The organism is Micromonospora coriariae (genome assembly GCF_900091455.1).
GTDB lineage: Bacteria > Actinomycetota > Actinomycetes > Mycobacteriales > Micromonosporaceae > Micromonospora > Micromonospora coriariae.
The window spans coordinates 3,329,231-3,350,003 of record NZ_LT607412.1; the positions used below are offsets into that span (position 1 = coordinate 3,329,231).

18 protein-coding genes are annotated in these 20,773 nt (G+C 70.3%); 12 read left to right on the top strand and 6 right to left on the bottom strand.

The window, feature by feature from the left end; all coding sequences use genetic code 11:
- Positions 1-165: 165 nt before the first annotated feature.
- Positions 166-993 carry a hypothetical protein gene (locus GA0070607_RS32375; RefSeq protein WP_172899045.1) on the bottom strand — a complete coding sequence of 276 codons (828 nt, stop codon included), beginning with the start codon at positions 991-993 and terminating at the stop codon, positions 166-168.
- Between the two features lie 180 nt (positions 994-1,173).
- Here GA0070607_RS32375 and GA0070607_RS15605 point away from each other — a divergent pair, with 180 nt between their 5' ends.
- Positions 1,174-1,689 (top strand): hypothetical protein, encoded by a 516-nt coding sequence (locus GA0070607_RS15605; protein ID WP_157743166.1) that lies wholly within the window; start codon positions 1,174-1,176, stop codon positions 1,687-1,689.
- A gap of 906 nt (positions 1,690-2,595) precedes the next feature.
- Positions 2,596-2,937 (top strand): hypothetical protein, encoded by a 342-nt coding sequence (locus GA0070607_RS15610; protein WP_157743167.1) that lies wholly within the window; start codon positions 2,596-2,598, stop codon positions 2,935-2,937.
- Between the two features lie 176 nt (positions 2,938-3,113).
- Here GA0070607_RS15610 and GA0070607_RS15615 read toward each other — a convergent pair whose 3' ends face one another.
- Positions 3,114-3,662 carry a hypothetical protein gene (locus tag GA0070607_RS15615; protein ID WP_157743168.1) on the bottom strand — a complete coding sequence of 183 codons (549 nt, stop codon included), beginning with the start codon at positions 3,660-3,662 and terminating at the stop codon, positions 3,114-3,116.
- 475 nt (positions 3,663-4,137) lie between these two features.
- On the bottom strand, positions 4,138-4,503 hold the full coding sequence (locus GA0070607_RS15620) for a winged helix-turn-helix transcriptional regulator (RefSeq protein WP_089018872.1): 366 nt from the start codon (positions 4,501-4,503) through the stop codon (positions 4,138-4,140).
- A 73-nt stretch (positions 4,504-4,576) separates the two neighbouring features.
- Between GA0070607_RS15620 and GA0070607_RS15625 the strand changes: the two genes are divergently transcribed.
- On the top strand, positions 4,577-5,341 hold the full coding sequence (locus GA0070607_RS15625; protein WP_089018873.1) for a group II truncated hemoglobin: 765 nt from the start codon (positions 4,577-4,579) through the stop codon (positions 5,339-5,341).
- 45 nt (positions 5,342-5,386) lie between these two features.
- On the opposite strand, the gene GA0070607_RS15630 is transcribed toward GA0070607_RS15625, so the two are convergent.
- Entirely contained in the window at positions 5,387-7,825 is a 2,439-nt protein-coding gene (locus GA0070607_RS15630; RefSeq protein ID WP_408630884.1) for a M28 family peptidase, read from the bottom strand.
- Positions 7,826-8,122: 297 nt separating this feature from the next.
- Here GA0070607_RS15630 and GA0070607_RS15635 point away from each other — a divergent pair, with 297 nt between their 5' ends.
- From GA0070607_RS15635 to GA0070607_RS15665, 7 genes are all read left to right on the top strand, one after another.
- Entirely contained in the window at positions 8,123-9,340 is a 1,218-nt protein-coding gene (locus tag GA0070607_RS15635) for a PP2C family protein-serine/threonine phosphatase (RefSeq protein WP_089018874.1), read from the top strand.
- Positions 9,337-11,079, top strand: a complete 1,743-nt coding sequence (locus tag GA0070607_RS15640) for a sensor histidine kinase (RefSeq protein WP_231931060.1) — start codon at positions 9,337-9,339, stop codon at positions 11,077-11,079. The genes GA0070607_RS15635 and GA0070607_RS15640 overlap by 4 nt, the downstream gene beginning before the upstream one ends.
- Positions 11,076-11,528: a response regulator gene (locus GA0070607_RS15645; RefSeq protein ID WP_089018876.1), complete on the top strand. Its 453-nt coding sequence runs from the start codon at positions 11,076-11,078 to the stop codon at positions 11,526-11,528. Before GA0070607_RS15640 ends, GA0070607_RS15645 begins: the two co-directional genes overlap by 4 nt.
- A complete protein-coding gene (locus tag GA0070607_RS15650) occupies positions 11,521-12,330 on the top strand; it encodes an inositol monophosphatase family protein (RefSeq protein ID WP_089018877.1) in 810 nt (269 codons plus the stop codon). The genes GA0070607_RS15645 and GA0070607_RS15650 overlap by 8 nt, the downstream gene beginning before the upstream one ends.
- Before the next feature lie 193 nt (positions 12,331-12,523).
- Positions 12,524-13,540: a coiled-coil domain-containing protein gene (locus GA0070607_RS15655; protein WP_089018878.1), complete on the top strand. Its 1,017-nt coding sequence runs from the start codon at positions 12,524-12,526 to the stop codon at positions 13,538-13,540.
- Between the two features lie 36 nt (positions 13,541-13,576).
- On the top strand, positions 13,577-15,139 hold the full coding sequence (locus GA0070607_RS15660) for a fused MFS/spermidine synthase (RefSeq protein ID WP_231931062.1): 1,563 nt from the start codon (positions 13,577-13,579) through the stop codon (positions 15,137-15,139).
- 71 nt (positions 15,140-15,210) lie between these two features.
- Complete coding sequence (locus tag GA0070607_RS15665) at positions 15,211-16,836, top strand: serine/threonine-protein kinase (protein ID WP_089018880.1); 1,626 nt, start codon at positions 15,211-15,213, stop codon at positions 16,834-16,836.
- A gap of 47 nt (positions 16,837-16,883) precedes the next feature.
- On the opposite strand, the gene GA0070607_RS15670 is transcribed toward GA0070607_RS15665, so the two are convergent.
- Both GA0070607_RS15670 and GA0070607_RS15675 read right to left on the bottom strand, forming a co-directional pair.
- Positions 16,884-17,552, bottom strand: coding sequence for a potassium channel family protein (locus GA0070607_RS15670; protein ID WP_089018881.1), 669 nt, complete (start codon positions 17,550-17,552; stop codon positions 16,884-16,886).
- A gap of 21 nt (positions 17,553-17,573) precedes the next feature.
- Positions 17,574-18,908: a TrkH family potassium uptake protein gene (locus GA0070607_RS15675; protein ID WP_089018882.1), complete on the bottom strand. Its 1,335-nt coding sequence runs from the start codon at positions 18,906-18,908 to the stop codon at positions 17,574-17,576.
- 193 nt (positions 18,909-19,101) lie between these two features.
- Between GA0070607_RS15675 and GA0070607_RS15680 the strand changes: the two genes are divergently transcribed.
- Positions 19,102-19,362, top strand: a complete 261-nt coding sequence (locus GA0070607_RS15680; protein WP_231931063.1) for a hypothetical protein — start codon at positions 19,102-19,104, stop codon at positions 19,360-19,362.
- A 205-nt stretch (positions 19,363-19,567) separates the two neighbouring features.
- Entirely contained in the window at positions 19,568-20,773 is a 1,206-nt protein-coding gene (locus GA0070607_RS15685) for a substrate-binding domain-containing protein (protein ID WP_089018883.1), read from the top strand.

The window sequence follows — 20,773 nt, forward strand, 5'->3', positions numbered from 1 at the left end:
TAGGCCATCCCGCCTGCCATCGACCCGGGCAAGCCGAGCAGACCACCGACCGACCCGCCAGCGTCCAACCGTGCGTCAAGGCCGTCTTGACGTGGCGGGCCGGGCGGCGGCCCGCTCCCCAGGAGGGCGGGTCGAAGGCAGACGGGACGGCAGCCAGCGGGAATGTTAGTCATCAGCGATCGGGCGCGCCTGAAAGCCAGACACGATCATGCCGTTCATGACGATCGTTGGCCCGTAGTGGACTTCATCACCGGTCGCAGTGAGACTGTAAAAGGTTGGCACATCAGGAGTTATTCTCCCGCTCATCACGGACATTTCTGCCACCGGTCCCCGTGGAACAGCGGATCGCGGCAGAACCGAAACCATCAGCTCTCGACCGACTGTAGATCGGTATTCGGCAATTGATCGAATCTCGTCCGCAATTAAACCGACGGCGTTTGCGACATTTAGACCCCGGCTTTTTACCCGCAGTAGCTTGCGGTAGAGCGTCCTCGCGGCCCGCCTAGGCACCAAGTCTGGTGCGAAGACCAGCGTTGGCAGGTCTTCTTGCGCCATCTGCACGAACCAGTCGAACTCCGTAGACGTGGTATGACGCCATCCCTTTCCAATCTCGAACTGATTGGATACTAGGCCTGAGAATGCCGTAGGTTCGTCCGGTCCATTCCTCTTCCAGCCCGTGATGACAATGCTGTGAGGCTGACCTCGGTAGGGCCGTCGCCGGAAAAGGGTAGTGAGGTCACTCGTTAGTTTTTCGAGGCCATCGTTAAGGTTTGGAGTGCTGGCCAAGCGTTGAGCGATCCACAGATCTGTGGTTTCGTTTTCGAGTTCTGCGAGCCCTGTGAATGCGAGGGTTGCCCTGTTCTCATAAAGTACGGCCTTGTTGGTTAGATCGTCCCTCAGCTCGATTGATCCATCCGAATGCAAAAGCGATATCCGTCGATCAGACACCTGAACCACCACAGAGCTACTGGCCAAGGTTCCAATCAGGGTCATGAACGCATCATCCCCTGTCGGGCGAGGCGGCAGAAGCGCCCAGATGGCTGATTCCACGTCGACAAGGTCCCGTTGGGCTCCGAGCAGACGGCCAAGTTGAGCTGGCTGAGCGACGACCGGAGTTGACCCGGTCGGCATCATCGAGTTGTGACGCCACTTTGGGTTCCCATCGCGGTTGCGGTGATCGGTGTACTCGGCACGCTCTCTGGCGGTATCGCGGGCGTGCTGATCACACAACGGCGGTCGGACCGGCGAGAGGACAAGACATGGGAGCGAGAGCGGGCACGTGAACGCGAACGATGGTCTCGCGAGGATGAGGCCAGGACGTTCGATCACCGCCGCGAGTCCTATGTCGACTTCTACGACTCAGTGAAGATCATGGCGCGGTTGGCTTACGACAAGGGTTACGGCTTATTTGAGGAGACCGAACTGCCTGACGACTGGCACGCGCCGGCTTTTGAGAGGCTCAACCGCTTGAGGATATTCGCTACGTCATCAGTTGCTGCGGCAGCCGCCGCGGCGTACAACGCAGCCTGGCAGTGGGGGCACTATTGCAAGCACGACGACCCGGATGACCCCAAGTTTCATGAGGGTCAAGTCGCGTACGACCACGCAGAGATCGACCTTCTGATGAGGATCCGCGACGATCTGGCGATTCCCGGCAGTGACATAGACGACGTAGCACCCTTCATCTGAACGTGCGGCAACTCCGGGACAGTGGTGGCGGAGGCCAGTCGGGGCACGCACGGGGCACAAGACACCGTCAAACGTCGGCAACCAGCCAGCAACGACGGCAACCCAAGACATGGCACGACCAGCGTGCAGACCAGGTCTCCGCAGGTCACGTGCGAGCCGCTCTAAGTTCCGCTTCAACGTCTGAGCCGGACCGCTCAGCTCTCTCGCGCCTGAGCAACTGTTATCCAGGAGTTGGGAAAGCTTCAGCTTGAGGACCCCGCTCCCGCTCAGGGCCGCGTCACGTCGTTTGACGACTCGAGTATCTGCTTGGCCGCCTGCCGTTGATTCCACGACACGAGGCCCAAAACGAGAGGTACGAAACCCCCTACCCCGCACCACCACGCAAGGAAAAGATTCCCGGAGGCCAATCCGCCGGCCATGAGCACCACGCTCAACAGCGGTAACACGAAGGGTGGGATCCGGTTCCACCAGGCGGGCCGGAGAACTGCCCGTGCCCACCGTTCGGCGGCCGCAGCGACCTGAGGATCTGGGTGGGAGCGTCTCTTGTTGGAGTACCGGATGACGTCGCGACGCACAGCCGCAGGCACCTGCCGGTAGGCACGGACGGCTGCCCGCCGCTCCGCTTGGCCCTGTCCTGCTTGATCAATCACGCCAGATGATCTACCGACTCCGCAGGCATGTGTCAACCATCAAATTGACTGCGCATCTGGGCCGTCCATGGGCCCGTCTGGGCCGTCGCCGGGCCGTCTAGCGCCGACCAATGACGACCAGCGACGACCGGCAGCGCCCCAAGGAACAGCAGGTCCGCCCCCGCGTCAGGGCGGCTGGCCTGGTGGGCGACGGACGAGTCGACCTGTACGCCGGATATTGGTTCTGGTGCATACTGAGCGCCCCAGGATGAGGACGGTGGCAGTGGCGACGACGGGACTCGACGAGGCCATTGCGCGGATCCAGGGCAGCGGTGGCTACCGCAGCGTGGTTTGGGGATACCGATGCCTTGCCGTCGGGTTGATCTTCGGTCTGTTGGTCCTGGTGTCGACGCTCGTTCGTTCCCTGCCGGTGACGATGATGTTGTTCGCCATGGCAGCACTGGCGATCACCGCTGGTGTGTGTCTCTGCTGGGCGGGCATGATCAAGCTGCGGGTCGATCGGTTGATGCCGCGCGGCGGGACCAACCGTCATCGAGCCCTGATGCGAGGACTGTGGCGAGACGTGGTCAAACCAGTGCAGCGCAACGGGCACAGGTAGCAGCTGACAGCAGCGGCGACAGCAACGGGCCAAGACGAAGGCGACCAGGGCTGGCCGCCGGCGGACGGTCGCCCGAGGTCGTGGACGTGCCCGAACACCCCTGGACGAAGCGCTCAGAACTTGTAAGCGAGATGTAGCCGCGGGGTTCGGCTGTCCTGGTCGTAACCGCCGCTGGCTCAGTCGTCGCAGAAGGAGTCCTCGTACTTGGGCCAGAAGGTGACCTCGACGCTGTAGTAGCCGGGCCGACCGGCTTCATCGCGGAAGACGCTCAACCATAGGCAACGATCCCGCAGCGTCTTCATGGCGAATACAAGCCGCCGGTCTGAGACGTCGAACGTCCACCCCGACTCGCGGGCAACCGCCTCATAGTGGCCTCGAATCTCCTCGTCCGACAGGTCACTGCGATACTCGACGGTCACCTCGCCGAAGATCTTGCTCTCACTGTCGCGGCGACCGTCGGCGCACGGCTGCTGCACGGTCGGCCCGCCAATCGACGAAGCGCCTGCCGGCACCCGCTGAAACACCGCCTCATCATCTAGCTTCGTCGGCTCGTCTGGTGCGGCGATGCACCCGCCCGTGATCGGTGAGAGAAGCGTGTAGACCGCCTTAGCCACGACAGGTCGCGCGAGGTAGCCACCGACAGCGCATACGACGAGCATGACGGCGAGGCTGGCCGCAATCCGCAAGAACCGCGCTCGCCAACGAGGATGGGGCTCGCCATTCACGACGTTCACCCTACGCAGCGACTGCATTGGATTGGTGCCCGCTTGGCAACGTGCGTACGAGGCCCAGGCCGTCGGCGACCGCATCCGGTACAAGTTTCGGGCTACGGCGGAGACGACCAAGCCGAGGGCTGGAGGCAGCGACGAGGCAGCAGGCCCTTTGATCTAGGCGGGTAGGAGGCAGCAGAGAACATCTCGCGTCAGCTGCTCGGTCGCACTGGTCGACAACGCCCGGCACGAGTCGACGAGCTGTGTCCGCTTCCCCCCGGCGGGGGTCGGAGCCCTTGGAGGGCACCAAGATCAGGCCGTCTCCAAGCCGTCTGAGGTGAACCAACGGCGACCACGGATGACCGTCGATGACCTGTCCAAGCCCAGGTCACAGGGCGTCTCGTCCAGTTTGATCGGCTGCACACCCGCGCTAGATCAATACCGCTGGAAGTAAGTGCTCGCTTAAAAATCACCCAGATCCTGAGTCACGTCACCTGCCGCTCGCCGGGAGAACCCGCCGGATAGGTTCGTCGATGGCGGTACCGGTACGTGCGGCCCGCGCGGCACCCCAGTCGTAGAGGGCCTGCAGCACCGGGGCCAGGCTGAGTCCTTCCTCGGTGAGCCGGTAGTCGACATGAGGTGGTGTGGTCTCGTGGTCGTGCCGCACCACGAGCCCGTCGGACTCCAGCTCGCGCAGACGCTGGGTCAGCATCTTCTCGCTCACCCCCGGCATCCGGCGGCGCAGTTCGCCATAGCGGTGTACGCCCTCCTTGAGATGAGCCAGGATCACCGGCCGCCATTTGCCGCCGATGACGTCGACGGCCAGCTCGACCGGGCAGTGGTATCGCTCGGGCATCGTGGGCCCCCTTCAGGCACGTACCAGATGGTGCGTACTTGATCGCCGTCGCTCTGGATGTTGGGCTGTCCCCATGGTCATCGAGTACATCAGGTACCGCGTACCGCAGGATCGGCTGGACGGCTTCGAGGCGGCGTACGAGCGGGCCGCTGGCGCGCTACGCGCTGCGCCGCAGTGCGTGGACTACGAGTTGAGCCGCTGCCTGGACGATCCCGCCTGTTACGTGCTGCGCATCGCCTGGACATCGGTGGACGAGCACCTGAAGGGGTTTCGGGGCGGCCCGGTGTTCGGGCAGTTCTTCGCCGCGATCAAGCCGTACGTCGAGGACATCGAGGAGATGCGGCACTACGCCCAAACCTCGGTTTCCGGCCCTGGTGGCGCCGCGCCGCCGAGCTTGTACGAGTGGGCCGGCGGCACCGACGCGTTCATGAAGCTCTGCGACGCGTTCTACCGCCTGGCCCGCTCCGACGACCTGCTCGCGCCGATGTTCGCGAGCATGGACCCCGACCACGCCCGGTACATAGCTGTATGGCTTGCCGAGGTCTTCGGCGGACCGACCACCTACACAGTGGAGCACGGCGGCTATCCCCACATGGTCGGCCTGCACGTGGGTAGGGCGATCAGCGAGGCGCAGCGGCGGCGGTGGGTCAACCTGATGATGGACGCCGCCGACGAGGTCGGCCTACCCGACGATCCGGAGTTCCGTGCCGCCTTCACGAGCTACCTGGAGTGGGGCAGCCGGTTGGCGGTAAGCAATTCCCAACCCGACGCGAACCCGATCCAGCAGGCGCCGGTACCACGCTGGGGCTGGGGTGTGGCGCCGCCTTACCAGGGATGACCGGCATCCCGCCCGACCCCGTCCCAGCGTGGACCGGACCGCCCGTCAGACGGGGTAGGTGCGGGCGACCGCCAGCATCTCGGAGCTGTGCGAGCCGACGATGCCGACGGCCGGCGGTCGGGGCCGGAATCCGGGCAGCCCTTCCAGGCCGTCACTGGCGTCCATCGCCCGCAACGCCACCTGCCCGGCGATCGGTCGCAGGGTCAGCGTGACCTCGATTCCCTCCGCCGGCGGGGCGTGGAAGATCAGCCCGAAGCCCCACCGACCGTCGCGGGGCTCCACCGGCACCGACCGGCCGGACACCTCGGCCCGCAGCACGGTGGCGGTCGACGTGTCGACGTGCAGGGTGGCGAGGCGGACCTCCCGCTGCGGGGTGAGCCGCAGCCGGAGCGTGCGTTCCCCGCCGGAGCCGGAGCCGGAGCCGGAGCCCGAGTCGGCGAGCACCTCCAGCTTCGGCGCCGGCAGGTTCGCCGGCTGCGCCGGGCCGGTCCGCAGCTCACCGTCGCCGAGGCCCGGGAAGTCGTCGCCGACGTCGGTCACCCCGTCCACGTAGCCGTCCGTCCACGGTTGCGGGTCTGTCTCGTGGCTCAGCCAGCGGGCCTGGCCGGTGCCGGCGTCCATGGCGTACATCAGGTGGGTGGGCGCGGGGTGGGCGGCGTCGAACCGGTCGACGGCCAGCCCGACCCCGGCGAGCACCACCGCCGCCACGGCGGCGGCCCCGGCCGGCAGCATCGCGAGCCGTCGGGCCCGCAGCGCCCGCATTCCCCGTTGGCCGCCGGCCTGCGGGTACAGCAGGTCGACCACCGGAAGCGCGGTGAGGCCGAGCAGCACCGCGACCAGGGCGGCCACCCCGCCCATGGCCATCCCCAGCGCGGGGAAGAGCAGCACCACGGTGGGCAGCAAAATCATCACGCCGACGGCCGCGGCGGCCGTCACCGCCACCACCGGCCACGGCCCGGTCTGCCGGGTACGCAACGCGAGCAGGCCGCCGAGCGCGCCGGCCAGCGCCGGCAGGGTGGTGAGGTACGCCCCGCCGGGCACCGCCACGGCGAGCAGCACCCCGAGCAGGGCCAACCAGGCCAGCCCGCCGAACGCGAGCGCGGCCGGGCCGATCCGGCGGCGCAGCAGCGCGTACCAGGTGAACAGGATGGCGGCGGCGAGCGCCAGCACGGCCAGCCGGTACCAGATCGGCCGGTACGGGTCGAGGAGTTCGGCGTACCCCGGTCGGATCGCGGTGATCGCCATCCAGAGCAGTTGCGCGGCCAGCGGCGCGGCCACGATCGGCACCAGTGCCAGTCCGAAGCCGGTGGCGAGCCGGCCGGTGCTGGCCCGGCCCCGCCGCCGGGTCAGCCAGCCGAGCGCGGCCACGCCGAGCACCGCGAGCAGTGCCAGCGGCAGGGTGAGCCAGCCGGGGTAGCGGACCAGCCCGCCGGGGACCGGGAAGTAGGTGGCGTCGTGCCCGGAGCGCAGGTCGGTCAGGTCGGTGCGACCGAACTCCCGGGCCAGGCCCAGCGCGTTGTCCCCGTGCTGCTGGAGGCTGCTCCGGTCCATGGCGGCCGGGGTGTCCAGCGGCGTGTGGTAGATCGCGCCGCCGTCGATGTACGCCGAGTTCAGCCCGACGAATCTGCGGTCCAGGAACGCGGTGAAGTCGGTGTCGTTGGGCAGCGCGCGGTAGATCTCCACCGCGAAGGAGGTGCCGACCGGGTGCGGGGCGGCCCGGCCGAAGACGTCCACCATCTTCGCGTTGTTCCGGGACGTCTCGAACATGATGACCGGGCCGGTGGAGCCGCGCGCCTCCAGGTTGAGCACCACCCCGCCGTCGGCCGCCAGCGGATGGCTGGCGGCGAACGCGGACGCGCCGCAGAGGCAGGCCTCCTCGGCGTCGGTCAGCACGAAGACGATGTCGTTGCGCGGCCGGGGGCCGGCCGCCAGCGCCCGGGCCACCTCCAGGATCGCCGAGGTGCCGGCCGCGTCGTCGTTGCCGCCCGGGCCGGTCTGCACCGAGTCGTAGTGGGCGACCAGGAAGACCCGGCCGGTCGGGTCGGTGCCGGGCATCCGGGCCACCACGTTGCGGACCCGGGCCACTGTGGCCCCGCCCGCGGCCCCGCTGAGCTGGCCGGCTTCCGGGGCGACAGTGTCCTGCACCTCGGTCTCCAGGCCCAGACCGCGGAGCTGCTGCTCGATGTGCGCGCGGACCTGGTCGTTGGCCGGGCTGCCGGCGACGTGTGACCGGGCCGCGATGACCTGGACGTCCTCGTACGCCCGGGTGGCGCTGAACTCGTCGGCGGGCGCGTCGGCGGGCGTCGGGGCCGGGGTGCGCAGGTCGAGCAGGCTGCCGGCGCCGACGGCGGCCAGCGCGACGAGGGCGGCCGCGGCGGCCGTGAGCCGCCGGCGGGGCCGGGCCAGCGCGCGGTCGGCGGCGGGTACGCCCGGACCCGGGCGAACCGGCATGCCCGTCGCGGCGGGGGTGGGGGGTGCGCCCACGGGAACTCCTCGGGATGGTGGGGCCTGGGGTGGGATCATCCTGCCCTCCGGCAGCCCCGGGTGGGACGGCCGGTCGGGCAGTGGTCGGGTGGGACGGCCGGATGCCCGAGCGTCCACCGTGCCCGGTTTGTCCTTCGGCGGGGCAGTGATGCGGCCCATCCCCGGCCGCGCCGAGGCCGTCGTGTTGTGTGTGACCGTTGTCTAATACAGGATCAGCAGGGCACTCGGAAGGAGCCCGACATCACCAGCGATCTCCCGCGTCTCGCGGCGGTGGCCCGGCCGCACCGGGGAGCCGGCATGGCCGGTTCCCCCGTCGTGCCGTACCCGCACGGCGGCCTGGCGCGGCACGTCAACCTGCCGCCCGGTGAGCGGTTGCGGGTGCTGCTGGTGGAGGACGACGAGGGCGACGCCTTCCTGGTCGGCGAGCTGCTGGCCGAAACGAACTCGATGATCGACCTGCTGGTCGCCAGTAGTCTCAGCGAGGCGCGGCAGCGGATGATCGGCGTCGACTGTGTCCTGCTCGACCTGGGCCTGCCGGACGCGCAGGGCCTGGACGGGCTGCGTCAGGTGCTGGAGATGTCCAGCGGCGCCGCGGTCTGCGTGCTGACCGGCCGCTCGGACGAGCACCTGGGCATCGTGGCGGTCGCCGAAGGTGCGCAGGACTACCTGGTCAAGGGTCAGGTGGACGGGGTGCTGCTGACCCGGGCGCTGCGCTACGCGGTGGAGCGCAAGCGCGCCGACGTGAACGCCCGCCGGCTGCGCGAGGTCGAGCTGCGTCAGGCCGAGTCGGCTCGGCTCGAACGCGGCCTGCTGCCCCAGCCACTGATGTCGACCGACCAGGTGGCCGTGCACACCTTCTACCGGCCGGGCCGGCACGCCGCGCTGATCGGCGGGGACTTCTTCGACGTGGTGCAGACCCGTCCGGACCGCCTCGACCTGATCGTCGGGGACGTCTGCGGGCACGGTGTGGACGAGGCCGCGCTCGGCGTGGAGCTGCGGGTGGCCTGGCGGGCCCTGGTGCTGGCCAAGGTGCCGGACGACGAGGTCCTGCCGGCGCTGGAGCAGGTGCTGATGAGCGAGCGCCGCCTCCAGGAGATCTTCGCGACGGTGGCCACCACCCGACTCGACCTGGACGCCAACCGGGCGACCGTTCGGCTCGCCGGGCATCCGCCGCCGCTGCTGCTCGCGAACGGGCGGGTCGCCCCGGTGCCGGCGCCCGGTGGTCTGCTGTTGGGCGTACGACCCCGTCGGCCGATCGCCTACGACCTGGAGTTCGACACAGATGACTGGTCCCTGCTGATGTACACCGACGGCCTGATCGAGGGGCGGGTGGGCGAGGGCAACGAGCGGCTCGACGTGCCGGGCCTGTGCGGGCTGCTCGACGAGCCGGCCGACCGTGACGTGTCGTTGCCCGAACTGCCGGCATGGCTGGTCGGCCGGGCCGAGCAGATCAACGGTGGCCCGCTCGCCGACGACGTGGCGATGCTGCTGGTCAGCCGGGGCGGTGGCCGGTGACGCCGGTGTTCGGCGGCTGGAGTCTGCGCCGCCGGGTCATCACCCTGCTCACCATCGTGGGCGTGCTGCTGATCGGCCTGGCCGGGGCCGAGGCGGCGATGGCCGCGCGCAACCGCACCCAGATCGACGCGATCCTGAACGAGACCGGCCCGCTGCGGGTGCAGGCGCAGGAGTTGCTCAACGCGGTGCTCGACCAGGAGACGGCGGTCCGGGGGTACGCCGTCAGCGGTGACCAGAACGACCTGGGCCCGTACCAGGCGGGGCTCGACCAGGAGAAGAAGGTCGTCGCCGCGATGCAGGCACTGCTCGACAACTACCCGCAGATCGGTCAGGAACTCCGGACCGTCGAAGAGCGGGCCGAGCAGTGGCGGCAGTCGGTGGCGGTGCCGGTGATCAGCACCACCGAGCAGAGCGGCACCAGCGCGGGTCAGGCGTTGGTGACCGAACAGGCCCGGCAGCAGTTCGACGAGGTCCGGGCGGCGATCGACGACCTCCAGCAGGAGATCCTGGCGGCCCGGGAACAGTCCGCGGCTGACGTACGCAACAGCAGCAACCTGCTGGTCGCACTCTTGATCATTGCCGCGTTGGTGGTGGTCGTCGCCGGCGCGGTGCTGCTGGTCTCCCTGGACCGGATGGTGGTCCGGCCGCTGATCGGGCTCGCAGACCAGGTCCGCGAGGTCGCCAAGGGCGACTACCAGCACGGCATCGCCACCACCGGGCCGCCGGAGTTCGTCCAACTCGGCGCGGACGTGGACGCGATGCGCCAGAAGATCGCCTCCGACCTGGCCGAGGTGCGCGAGGCCCGCGAGCGCATCGAGTGGGTCAACAGCCAGCTGCAGAAGCAGGCCGAGGAGCTGACCCGGTCCAACCGTGACCTGGAGCAGTTCGCGTACGTGGCCTCGCACGACCTCCAGGAGCCGCTGCGCAAGGTCGCCAGCTTCTGCCAACTGCTCCAGCGCCGCTACGCGGGTCAGCTCGACGAGCGGGCCGACCAGTACATCGCCTTCGCGGTGGACGGCGCGCAGCGGATGCAGCGGCTGATCAACGACCTGCTCGCGTTCTCCCGGATCGGGCGGCTCACCAGCGGCTTCGTCGAGGTCGACCTGAACAAGGTGATGGGTGACGTGGCCGGACAGACCGAGGCCGCCCGGCAGTACGCCGACGCCGAGCTGACCTGGACCGAGCTGCCGGTGATCCGGGGCGAGGAGCCGCTGCTCACCAACCTGCTGGCCAACCTGGTCAGCAACTCGATCAAGTTCCGCCGTCCGGACGCGCCGCCGAAGGTGCACATCTCGGCCCGGCTGGTGGGCGCCGAGTGGGAGATCAGCTGCCAGGACAACGGCATCGGGATCGAGCCGGAGTTCGCCGACAAGATCTTCGTGATCTTCCAGCGGCTGCACTCGAAGGACGCGTACCCGGGCACCGGCATCGGGTTGGCCATCGTCAAGAAGATCGTCGAATATCACGGCGGCCGGGTCTGGGTGGACACCGACGTCCCGGAGGGCACGGCGATCCGGTTCACCCTGCCGGCGCTGCCCGAGGACGTCGAGGCGGCAGCCGCTGCCGCCGGCACGCCGGAACCGCCGCAGGCGGCGGCGGACGCGACCGGCGACGCCGTGCCCTCGAACGAGACGCCGGCGACCCCCGCCGAGCGGTCCGACGGGGCGGACCGGCCGGACCGGGCCGACGGATCCCCGGAAAGCGGTAGAACGGGTGACATGAGGGAGACGGTGGGATGACCGCGCCGGCGGACGGCAAGAGCCCGATCGAGGTCCTGCTCGTGGAGGACGATCCGGGTGACGTGTTGATGACCCAGGAGGCGTTCGAGGAGCACAAGCTGCGCAACCGGCTGACCGTCGTGTCCGACGGCGCCGAGGCGCTCGCCTACCTGCGGCAGGAGGGCCAGTACGCCGACGCGGTGACGCCCGACTTGATCCTGCTCGACCTCAACCTGCCCCGCCGGGACGGCCGGGAGGTGCTGGAAGAGATCAAGAAGGACAAGGAGCTGTGTCGGATCCCGGTAGTGGTGCTCACCACCTCGCAGGCCGACGAGGACATCCTGCGCAGTTACCAGCTGCACGCCAACGCCTACGTGACCAAGCCGGTGGACTTCGAGCGCTTCATTTCGGTGGTCCGGCAGATCGACGAGTTCTTCGTCAGCGTGGTCAAGCTGCCGCCGCGTGGCTGACGCCCTGCTCGACGACGTCGGTGACCTGCTCCGGGAGGCCGCCGACCAGATCGTGCTGCCGCTGTTCCGCAAGCTCGACGAGGCCGACGTGTCGGAGAAGGCGCCCGGCGAGATCGTCACAGTCGCGGACCGCCGTGCCGAGGAGCTGATCTCCGCGGGGCTGCGCCGGCTGCGGCCCGGCTCGATGGTGGTCGGCGAGGAGGGCGTCGCCGACGATCCGGGGCTGCTGCGGCACCTGCGCGACGGCGGGGACGTCTGGCTGGTCGACCCGGTCGACGGCACAGCCAACTTCGCCGCCGGTCGCCGGCCGTTCGCCCTGATGGTGGCGCTGCTGACCGACGGGCGGCCGGTCGCGGGCTGGATCCTCGACCCGCTGGCCGGGATCCTGGCCAGCGGCCGGGCCGACGACGGCACCCTGCTCAACGGCCGGCCGGTGGGCGACACTGGTGCCGGGCCGCGACTGGGCGAGCTGCGCGGCACCGCGATGACCCGGTTCCTGCCACCGGAGACCCGGGACCGGGTCCGTGCCGGCGGCCGGCGGCTCGGCGAGCTGCTGCCCGGCCAGCACTGCGCCGGCCGGGAGTACCTGGACATCCTCACCGGTGAGCAGCAGTTCGTCCTCTTCTGGCGCACCCTGCCGTGGGACCACGCCCCGGGCTCCCTGCTGGTCCGCGCGGCCGGCGGCGTCGCCCGCCGGTTCGACGGCGTCGACTACCACCCGGCCGACGAGGGCCATGGGCTGCTCGTCGCGGCCAACGAGCAGGTCTGGGCCGAGGTGCACGAAGCCCTGCTCGGCACCTGATCCGGGCGCTGCGCGACGGTGGTGGCACGCTGCGTCGACACCGGAGCCGCCGAGCCGTCACGGGGCTGGTCACCGGCGCGGGTTCCGGTATCGTGACCGGCGGTCTCCGCCAGCAGGCCGCCGTCCGGCGCCGGCGGGGACGCCGCCGCGCAGTGGTTCACCGGGGGCCGGCGGTCGACGGAAGGACGCTTTCGTGCCCAGGATCAGGCTCAGCCAGCGGCGCGGTCGCCGCGTGCTGCTCACTCTCGTCGCCGCCGTCGCGCTGGTGCTCGGCGGTGGCGCGGTGCCCGCGTACGCGGAGCCCGGCGAGGGCGGCAGCAAGAAGCTGCGGGACGCGCTGGAGCTGACCGCCAAGGGGCACATCGAGGCGAAGGCCAAGCTGGACAACTCCAAGCGTCGGCAGGCGGCGCTCACCGGCGAGCTGAAGAGTGTCGAGGGCCGGCTGGTCGAGCTCACCGCCCAGGTCGGCGAGGTGGCCGCGCAGTCGTACCGCGCGGGCCGGCTCACCCCGGTGTCGATGCTGCTCAACTCCGCCAACCCGGAGGCGTTCCTGCAACGCGCGGCCGACCTCGACCTGATGGCCCAGCGGGACGGCAAGCGGCTTCGCACCCTGACCGACGCGCGGCAGCAGGCGCAGCAGGCCAAGCTCGCCATCGACACGGAGGTCCGCGAGCAGCAGAAGCAGCTCGCTGTGATGGCGAAGAAGAAGAAGGAGGCCGAGGCGGCGCTCGCCGAGGTCAGCTCGGGCAGCAGCAACGGTTTCAGCGGCGGCAGCTCCACCTCGGCGAAGCCCGCGCCGCGTAACTCCGACGGGTCCTGGCCGTCGGAATCCTGCTCGGTGAATGACCCGACCACGTCGGGCTGTATCACCCCGCGCACCTTGAACGCCCTCAAGCAGACCCAGGCGGCCGGGTACAAGCGGCACGTCTCCTGTCACCGCAGCGGCGGCGGCGGCGAGCACCCGAAGGGACGGGCCTGCGACTTCGCGGCCGCCACGAACGGCTTCGAGGACCGCAACGCGACCGGCGGCGACAAGGCGTACGGGGACAGCCTGGCCGCGTGGCACGTGCGCAACGCCGACCGACTGGGTGTGCTCTACGTGATCTGGTACAGGCAGATCTGGCATCCCGGCACCGGGTGGCGCTCGTACAGCGGCAGCGGCAGCCCGGCCGCCAGCCACACGAACCATGTTCATCTCTCGATGTACTGACCCGCGACACCGGCTTGGCTGCGTACCATCGCGACGATGAGTTCCCCACCGTCCGATGTAGCGGCCCCGCCGGCTTCCTCGTCCCCGTCCGTGCCGGTCACCGGCCGGGCGCTGCCCAACGGCCTGGCCGCCTTTCTGGTCTTCTTCTCCAGCGGTGCCGTGCTGGTGCTGGAGACGGTCGCGCTGCGCCTGGTCGGCCCGTACGTCGGGGTGACCCTCCAGGTGACCAGCTCGGTGATCGGCATCGCGCTGGCCGCGATCGCGTACGGGGCGTGGTCCGGCGGCTGGCTGGCGGACCGTCGCGACCCGCGGGGCCTGCTGGCGCCGGCGCTGGTGCTGGCCGGCATCGCCACCGCGATCACCCTGCCCGTGGTCCGGTACGCGGGTGAGGTGCTGCGCGGCGGTGCCGCCAGCGCCATCCTGCTGCTGGTGGCGCTGGCCGTGTTCGTGCCGGCGGCGCTGCTCGCCGCGGTCACCCCGCTGGTCGTGAAGCTTCAGCTCGCCGATCTGCGCCGGACCGGCCAGGTGGTCGGCCGGCTCTCCGGGATCGGCACCCTGGGTGGCATCACCGCCACCCTGCTCACCGGTTTCGTGCTGGTCGCCGCGCTGCCCAGCACGGTGATCCTGCTGGCGCTGGCGGTGGCGCTCGGTCTGGCCGGCATCGGCCTCGGCTGGTACCTGCGCCGGCAGTCGCGGACCGAGCTGCCCGGTCCCACCCGGGCCCGGGCCGCGCTGGCGGTGCTCGGCCTCATCGGGGCGGGGCTGACCACCGTCGCGCCGAACCCGTGCGACATCGAGACGGCGTACCACTGCGCCCGGGTGACGTCGGACCCGGACCGGCCCAGCGGGCGCACGTTGCTGCTCAACTCGGCCCAGCACTCGTACGTGGACCTGGCCGACCCGAAGCACCTGGAGTACGCGTACACCAAGTGGATCGGCGCCGTGGCGGACGTGGCCGCGCCCGCCGGGCGGCGGCTGGACGCGCTGCACCTGGGCGGCGGCGGGTTCACCGTGCCGCGTTACCTGGCCGCCACCCGGCCGGGCACCGACAACGTGGTGTTCGAGATCGACGGAGGGCTGGTCGAGCTGGGCGAGCGGGAGCTGGGCGTACGCCCGGGGCCGGAACTGCGGGCGGTGGTGGGCGACGCCCGGATGCTTGTCGTCGGCGAGCCGACGGACAGTCGTGACCTGGTGGTCGGTGACGCCTTCGGCCACCTCGTGGTGCCCTGGCACCTGGCCACCCGGGAGATGGCCGCCGAGATCCGGCGGGTAACCCGCCCCGGCGGGGTGTACGTGCAGAACGTCATCGACTACCCGCCGCTGCGGTTCATCCGCGCCGAGCTGGCCACGGTGGCCGCCGAGTTCGCGCACGTCGCGTTGATCGCCCCGCCGGAGGCGCTCGCCGAGGAGCAGGGGGCGAACTTCGTCATCGTCGCCTCCGACGCGCCACTGCCGCTGGACGCCGTCCGGGCCCGGCTCGACGAGGTCGACCGGCGGGTCAGCCTGCTCTCCGGCGCGGACCTGACGGACTTCACCGGCGACGCGCTGGTGCTGACCGACGACTACGCCCCGGTGGACCAACTGCTGGCCACCGCCTGATCGGGTGACTTTCCTGACCGATTCCGATCCCTGAGGTGTAGTCGGGGCTGACCTGGGCAACAACGGCCACCATGGGTGGTGGGGACCGGAACGGCGCGCAACTCCTCGATGAGCGGTACCGGCTGATCGAGCAGCTCGGCGCGGGCGGCATGTCCGTGGTCTGGCGCGGCTACGACGAGGTGCTCGGCCGGCAGGTCGCGGTGAAGGTGCTCGCCTCCCGGCTGGCCAGCGACCGGGCCTTCCGCCACCGGATCCGCATCGAGGCGCAGGCCGCCGCGCGGCTCTGCCACCCGAACATCACAAACGTGTACGACTACGGCGAGTCCGAGCAGGCCGGCCTGACCGTGCCGTACGTGGTGATGGAACTCGTCGACGGCGGTTCGCTGGCCGGCAGGCTGGGCCGGGAGGGGCGGCTGCCGTGGCGGGAGGCGGTGACCATCGGCGCGGAGGTCAGCTCGGCGCTGGCCACCGCGCACGCCCGGGGCGTGGTGCACCGGGACGTTACCCCGGGCAACGTGATGCTCACGTCGACCGGGGTCAAGGTGGTCGACTTCGGTATCTCCGCGCTGGTGGGGGAGAGCGAGAAGGGCCCGGACGGGTCGCTGCTGGGCACGCCCGCGTACCTCGCCCCCGAGCGACTGGACAACGGCCAGGTCTCCCCGGCCACCGACGTGTACGCCGTCGGGCTGCTGCTCTACCGGATGCTCACCGGCCGGCTGCCCTGGCAGGCCAGCACGACCACCCAGATGCTGCGCGCGCACATGTACAACGACCCGGACCCGATGCCGGAGGTGTCGGGGCTGCCCGACGAGGTGTCCGACCTGGTGCGGCGCTGCCTGGCCAAGCAGCCCGGGGAACGACCGGCCACCGCCGAACTGGCCGGGACCCTCGCCGACGCGGCCGGAATGCTGGCGGCGGTGCCGGTCTCGCCGGCCGGCGGGCCACTGGACCCGGCCGCGCTGGCCAGCGCGGGCACCACGATCCTGCCGTGGTCGGCGGAGACCGACGCGTTGCCGCTGTCGCGCACCCGCAACCGGAGCAGGCGGGCGACCAGGCGTCGGCGGGTCGAGGCCGGGGTGGCCGCCGCCAGCCTGCTCGCGGTCACCGGGGCTCTGTGGGGGCTGACCTCGCGCAGCCCGGCCAGCGGAGGAGACCGGCCGCCGACCGAGGCCCGGATGGGCCTGCCGAAAGCGGCGCCCTGTGAGGTGGCGTACGCCCTGCGTACAGACTCCGGCAGGGACTTCACCGCCGAGCTGACCCTGACCAACACCGGGGGCAGCGCGCTGCGCGACTGGACGATGAGCTTCACCTTTCCCGGTCAGCAGACGGTGACGAAGGCGGAGCCGACGCCGGTGCGCCAGCAGGGCCGCGCGGTGCTGATCCGGCCGGCGGCCCAGCGCACCACCCTGGCACCCGGTGCGGCCGAGAAGCTCACCCTGGCGGGGAAGTACAGCGGGGCGAACCCGCTGCCTGTGGAGTTCCGGCTCGGCGACGCGACCTGCGGGGTACGGGTCTCCGGGGTGGCCGGCAGCACGCCGTCCGCCGCCCCGCCCAAGGCGGCGACGGTCCGCGGCGGCCCAGGTGGCTCCGGTGGGTCGGGCAGCGCCTCGACGAAGGCGAAGCCGGAGAAGGCCAAGCCCGAGAAGCCCGGCAAGGGCAAGGGGCCGGGTGGTGGTTCGGGAAAAGGGGGAAAGTGAACAACGGTGAGGGGAGGGGGCACGGCGGCGGGAAGAAGTGACGCGGCTCAGCGGAGCCCCGCGAACCGTTGCACCTGGTCGATTCCCCCCTCCACCACGAGCAGCCCACCCCGGGGAAGTTCGGTGCTGTCCGACGCGTACTGGAAGCGTTCGCCCGGCAGCTTGGCGCCGATCACCCGGACCCCGTAGCGATCGTCCGGGCGTAGCTCGAGCACGGTGCGCCCGACCAGGGACTCCGGCACGCGGACGGTGGCGATCGCGAAGTCGTCGTCGAACTCGATGAAGTCGAGCAGCCGACTGACGATCAGGTGTGCCACCCGCTCGCCCGTCTCCGCCTCCGGGAAGATCACGTGGTGCGCGCCCACCGACGAGAGGATCTTGGCGTGCTTCTGCGAGGTCGCCCGGGCCCAGATCTGCGGCAGGCCCAGCTCGACCAGCGCCAGTACGGTGAGCACGCTCGCCTCCACCGAGGCGCCGATGGCCACCACCGCCCGCCCGAAGCTGGCGACGCCGAGCTGCCGCAGCGCCCCCTCCTCGGTCGAGTCGGCCTGAACCACCCGGTCGAGCTGGGCCGACCAGCGCTGCACCCGGTCCGGGTTGCGGTCGATGACCAGCACCTCGCGGTTCATCCGGCTCAGCGACCCGGCCAGGTGGCTGCCGAACCGGCCCAGCCCGATCACCACGACGCCGCTGCCGTCCGCTCGCCTACCCGACACCTCGACCTCCTCGCTGCGGCCCTAGCCGACAATGGGTTGTGCCTGGGGATAGCGGTAGAGCCGGCGCCGGGTGTTCAGCGCGATCGCCGACCCGAGGGTGAGCGGCCCGACCCGGCCGATGAACATCAGCACGGTCAGGGTCAGTTGGCCGCTGGCCGGCAGCGTGCCGGCGAGCCCGATGGTCAGCCCGGTGGTGCTGAACGCGGAGGTGACCTCGAACAGGGCCGCGACGAAGCGGACGCCCTCGGTGAGCAGCAGCAGGATCATCGTGCCGGCCGCCACCAGCGCGACGCTGAGCAGCGTCACCGTGATGGCCTGCCGCTGGCTGGCGGTGGCCACCCGGTGGCGCCCGACCGTCACGTCGGGCTCGCCCCGCAGCTCCGCCCAGATGGTGAACGCCAGCAGGAAGAACGTGGCGACCTTGATCCCGCCGGCTGTGCTGGCGCTGCCGCCGCCGATGAACATGAGCACGATCAGCAGCGGGTAGCTCTCCTCCTGCAGGGCGGTGATGTCCATGACGCTGTAGCCGCCGGTGCGGCTCAGCGCGATCTGGGTGAACGACGCGAGCATCTTGCCCCGGACGTCGTATGAGCCGATGGTGCTGGTGTTGGTCCACTCGGCGGCGAGCAGGCCGGCGAAGCCGAGCAGCAGCAGCGCGGCGCTGCCCCAGATGGTCAGCTTGGTGGACACCAGCCAGCGCGCCGGTCGACGCCATTCGCGGGCAGCCTCGAACAGAGCGGGAAACCCGAGCCCACCGACGATCGCGCCGAACGCCAGCGGCAGCGACACCCACGGGTCGCGGTCGAACGCCAGCAGGCCTTCGGAGTAGAGCGCGAAGCCACCATTGTTGAACGCCTGGATGGCGTGGAAGACGCCCGACCAGAGGGCTCGCCCGAACGGGTAGTCGTAGACCAGCCAGAGCCGGCCGGTGACCAGTGCGGTCATCACCGCCTCGCAGGTGAAGACGGTGACCGCGATCCGGCGCAGCAGTCTGGCGACGTCACCGATGCCGAACTCCGCCGACTCGGCCTGCACCAAGAGCCGGTTGCGCAGCCCGAGCTGACGGGCGACCACCAGGACGATCAGCGCCGCGACGGTGAGGATGCCGAGGCCGCCGAGCTGCGTGAGCAGGGTTATCACCACCAGTCCGCCGTCGGACCAGTAGTTGGGGGTGTCGGTGACCGCCATGCCGGTGACCGACACGGCCGAGGTGGCGGTGAAGAGTGCGGTGATCAGGGGCGGACGCTGGTGGCCCACGGTCGCCCAACGCGCCATCAGCAGCCCGGTGCCGAGCAGGATCAGCACCAGGAACCCGAACGGCACCAGCCGCACGGGGTTGCGGAGAAGCCGGCGCACCAGACAATCTTCCGTTCTCGCGGCGCATCGGGAGCGGGAACACCAGCCTTGAGGCCACAACTTCAGGGATGTTGCTGTGTCCATGGGGCGTGAGGCAGCAACATCAGGGATGTTGTGGCGATCTTCGCCGGGCGCACGCCCCGCCCTCGCGATGCGGTCGGTAGACCGGGCGGGAGGCTCTACCGCCCGGAACGTGCTGGGCGACGGCCGGGAGCGGTTCGTTGTGCACCTGCCGGTGACGGCGGTGGATCTGCCGGCGGCGCTGCGGCGCGCGCGTGTGATCACCCGGGCGCTGGGCTTCCTCGCCGACGTGGACCGGGCCGAGACGACCGTCTCCGAGGAGGACGCGCAGTGCGTACGCCATCGGGTCTTCTGTGACAACCTGCTCGACGGTCGCCGGCGGTGCCCGCGCCCGGCGGCTCACGACGGGCCCTGCGGTCGCTCGGGTGGATGAGTGCGACACAGGGGCCGGGCGGTCCGTGGGGGTACGGGCCATCGGGAGGCCGGGCTCCCGGGTGGTAGTGCGGCCAGTTGTAACGTCCGGCCACCCCCTTCCTGTTACTTGTGTGTTTCCGCCACATAGCTCGTGGGTGACGTCACTTCTAGCGTGAGCCGTCACGAAGAAGTTCTCTCCCTCCGAGTCCTCATGTGGAGTCGCAATGACGGTCCGGACGACGCGGCGGGTGTTCCTCTCCGCCGCCACGATGATGGCCGCGGCGTTGGCCGCCACGGCCTGTGGCAGCCCGCAGGACACCGCCACCGGCGGCGGCGACAGTGCCGCGCCGGTCAAGGTCGGCCTGGTGTACTCCCAGTCGGGTGCCCTGGCCAGTTACGGAAAGCAGTACATCGAGGGGTTCAAGGCGGGGCTCGACTTCGCCACCCAGGGCACCGGCAAGGTCGGTGACCGCAAGATCGAGCTGACCGAGGTCGACGACGCGGGCGATCCGGCCAAGGCGGTCTCCGCGGCGAAGGACCTGATCGGCAAGGGCACGAAGATCATTGCCGGCTCCACCGCCTCCGGCGTGGCGCTCCAGGTCGCGCCGATCGCGGCGCAGAACAAGGTCCTGTTCATCTCCGGGCCGGCCGCCACCGACGCGGTGACCGGGGCGAACAAGTACACCTTCCGTTCCGGCCGCCAGTCCTACCAGGACGTGGTGACCGCGAAGTCGTTCATCGGCGACCCGGCCGGCAAGAAGGTCGTGGTCTTCGCCCAGGACGGCGCGTTCGGCGACGCCAACGAGGCGGCGGTCAAGGCGGTCATCGGCGGCGCGGGCGCGACCGTGAGCAGCGTCCGGGCCCCGGCCAGCGCCACCGAGTTCACCCCGTTCGCCAGCCAGATCAAGACGGCCAAGCCGGATCTGCTCTTCGTCGCCTGGGCCGGCACCACCGCCCCGGCCATGTGGCAGAGCCTCGACCAGCAGGGCGTCCTTTCCACCACGACGGTCGTCACCGGCCTGGACATCCGCGCCTCCTGGCCGACCTTCGGCGCCGCCGGCACGAAGATCTCCTTCCTGTCGCACTACTTCGACGGGGCGAGCGACACCGAGGCGTCCAAGGCCGCCAAGGCGAAGATCCCCGGCGGCACGCTGGACCTGTTCCACCCGGACGGCTTCGCCGCCGCCCAGATGGTGGTCCGCGCGGTGCAGGAGGGTGGGGACGACGTCGACAAGATGGTCACCGCCCTGGAGGGCTGGAGCTTCGACGGGGTCAAGGGCAAGATGACCATCCGGGCCGCGGACCACGCGCTGCTCCAGCCGATGTTCCAGGCCAAGCTGACCGGCAGCGGCACCGCCTTCACGGCGACCGCGCAGAAGAGCCTCACCGGTGACGAGTCCGCGCCGCCGGCCGTGGCCATGAAGGGCTGA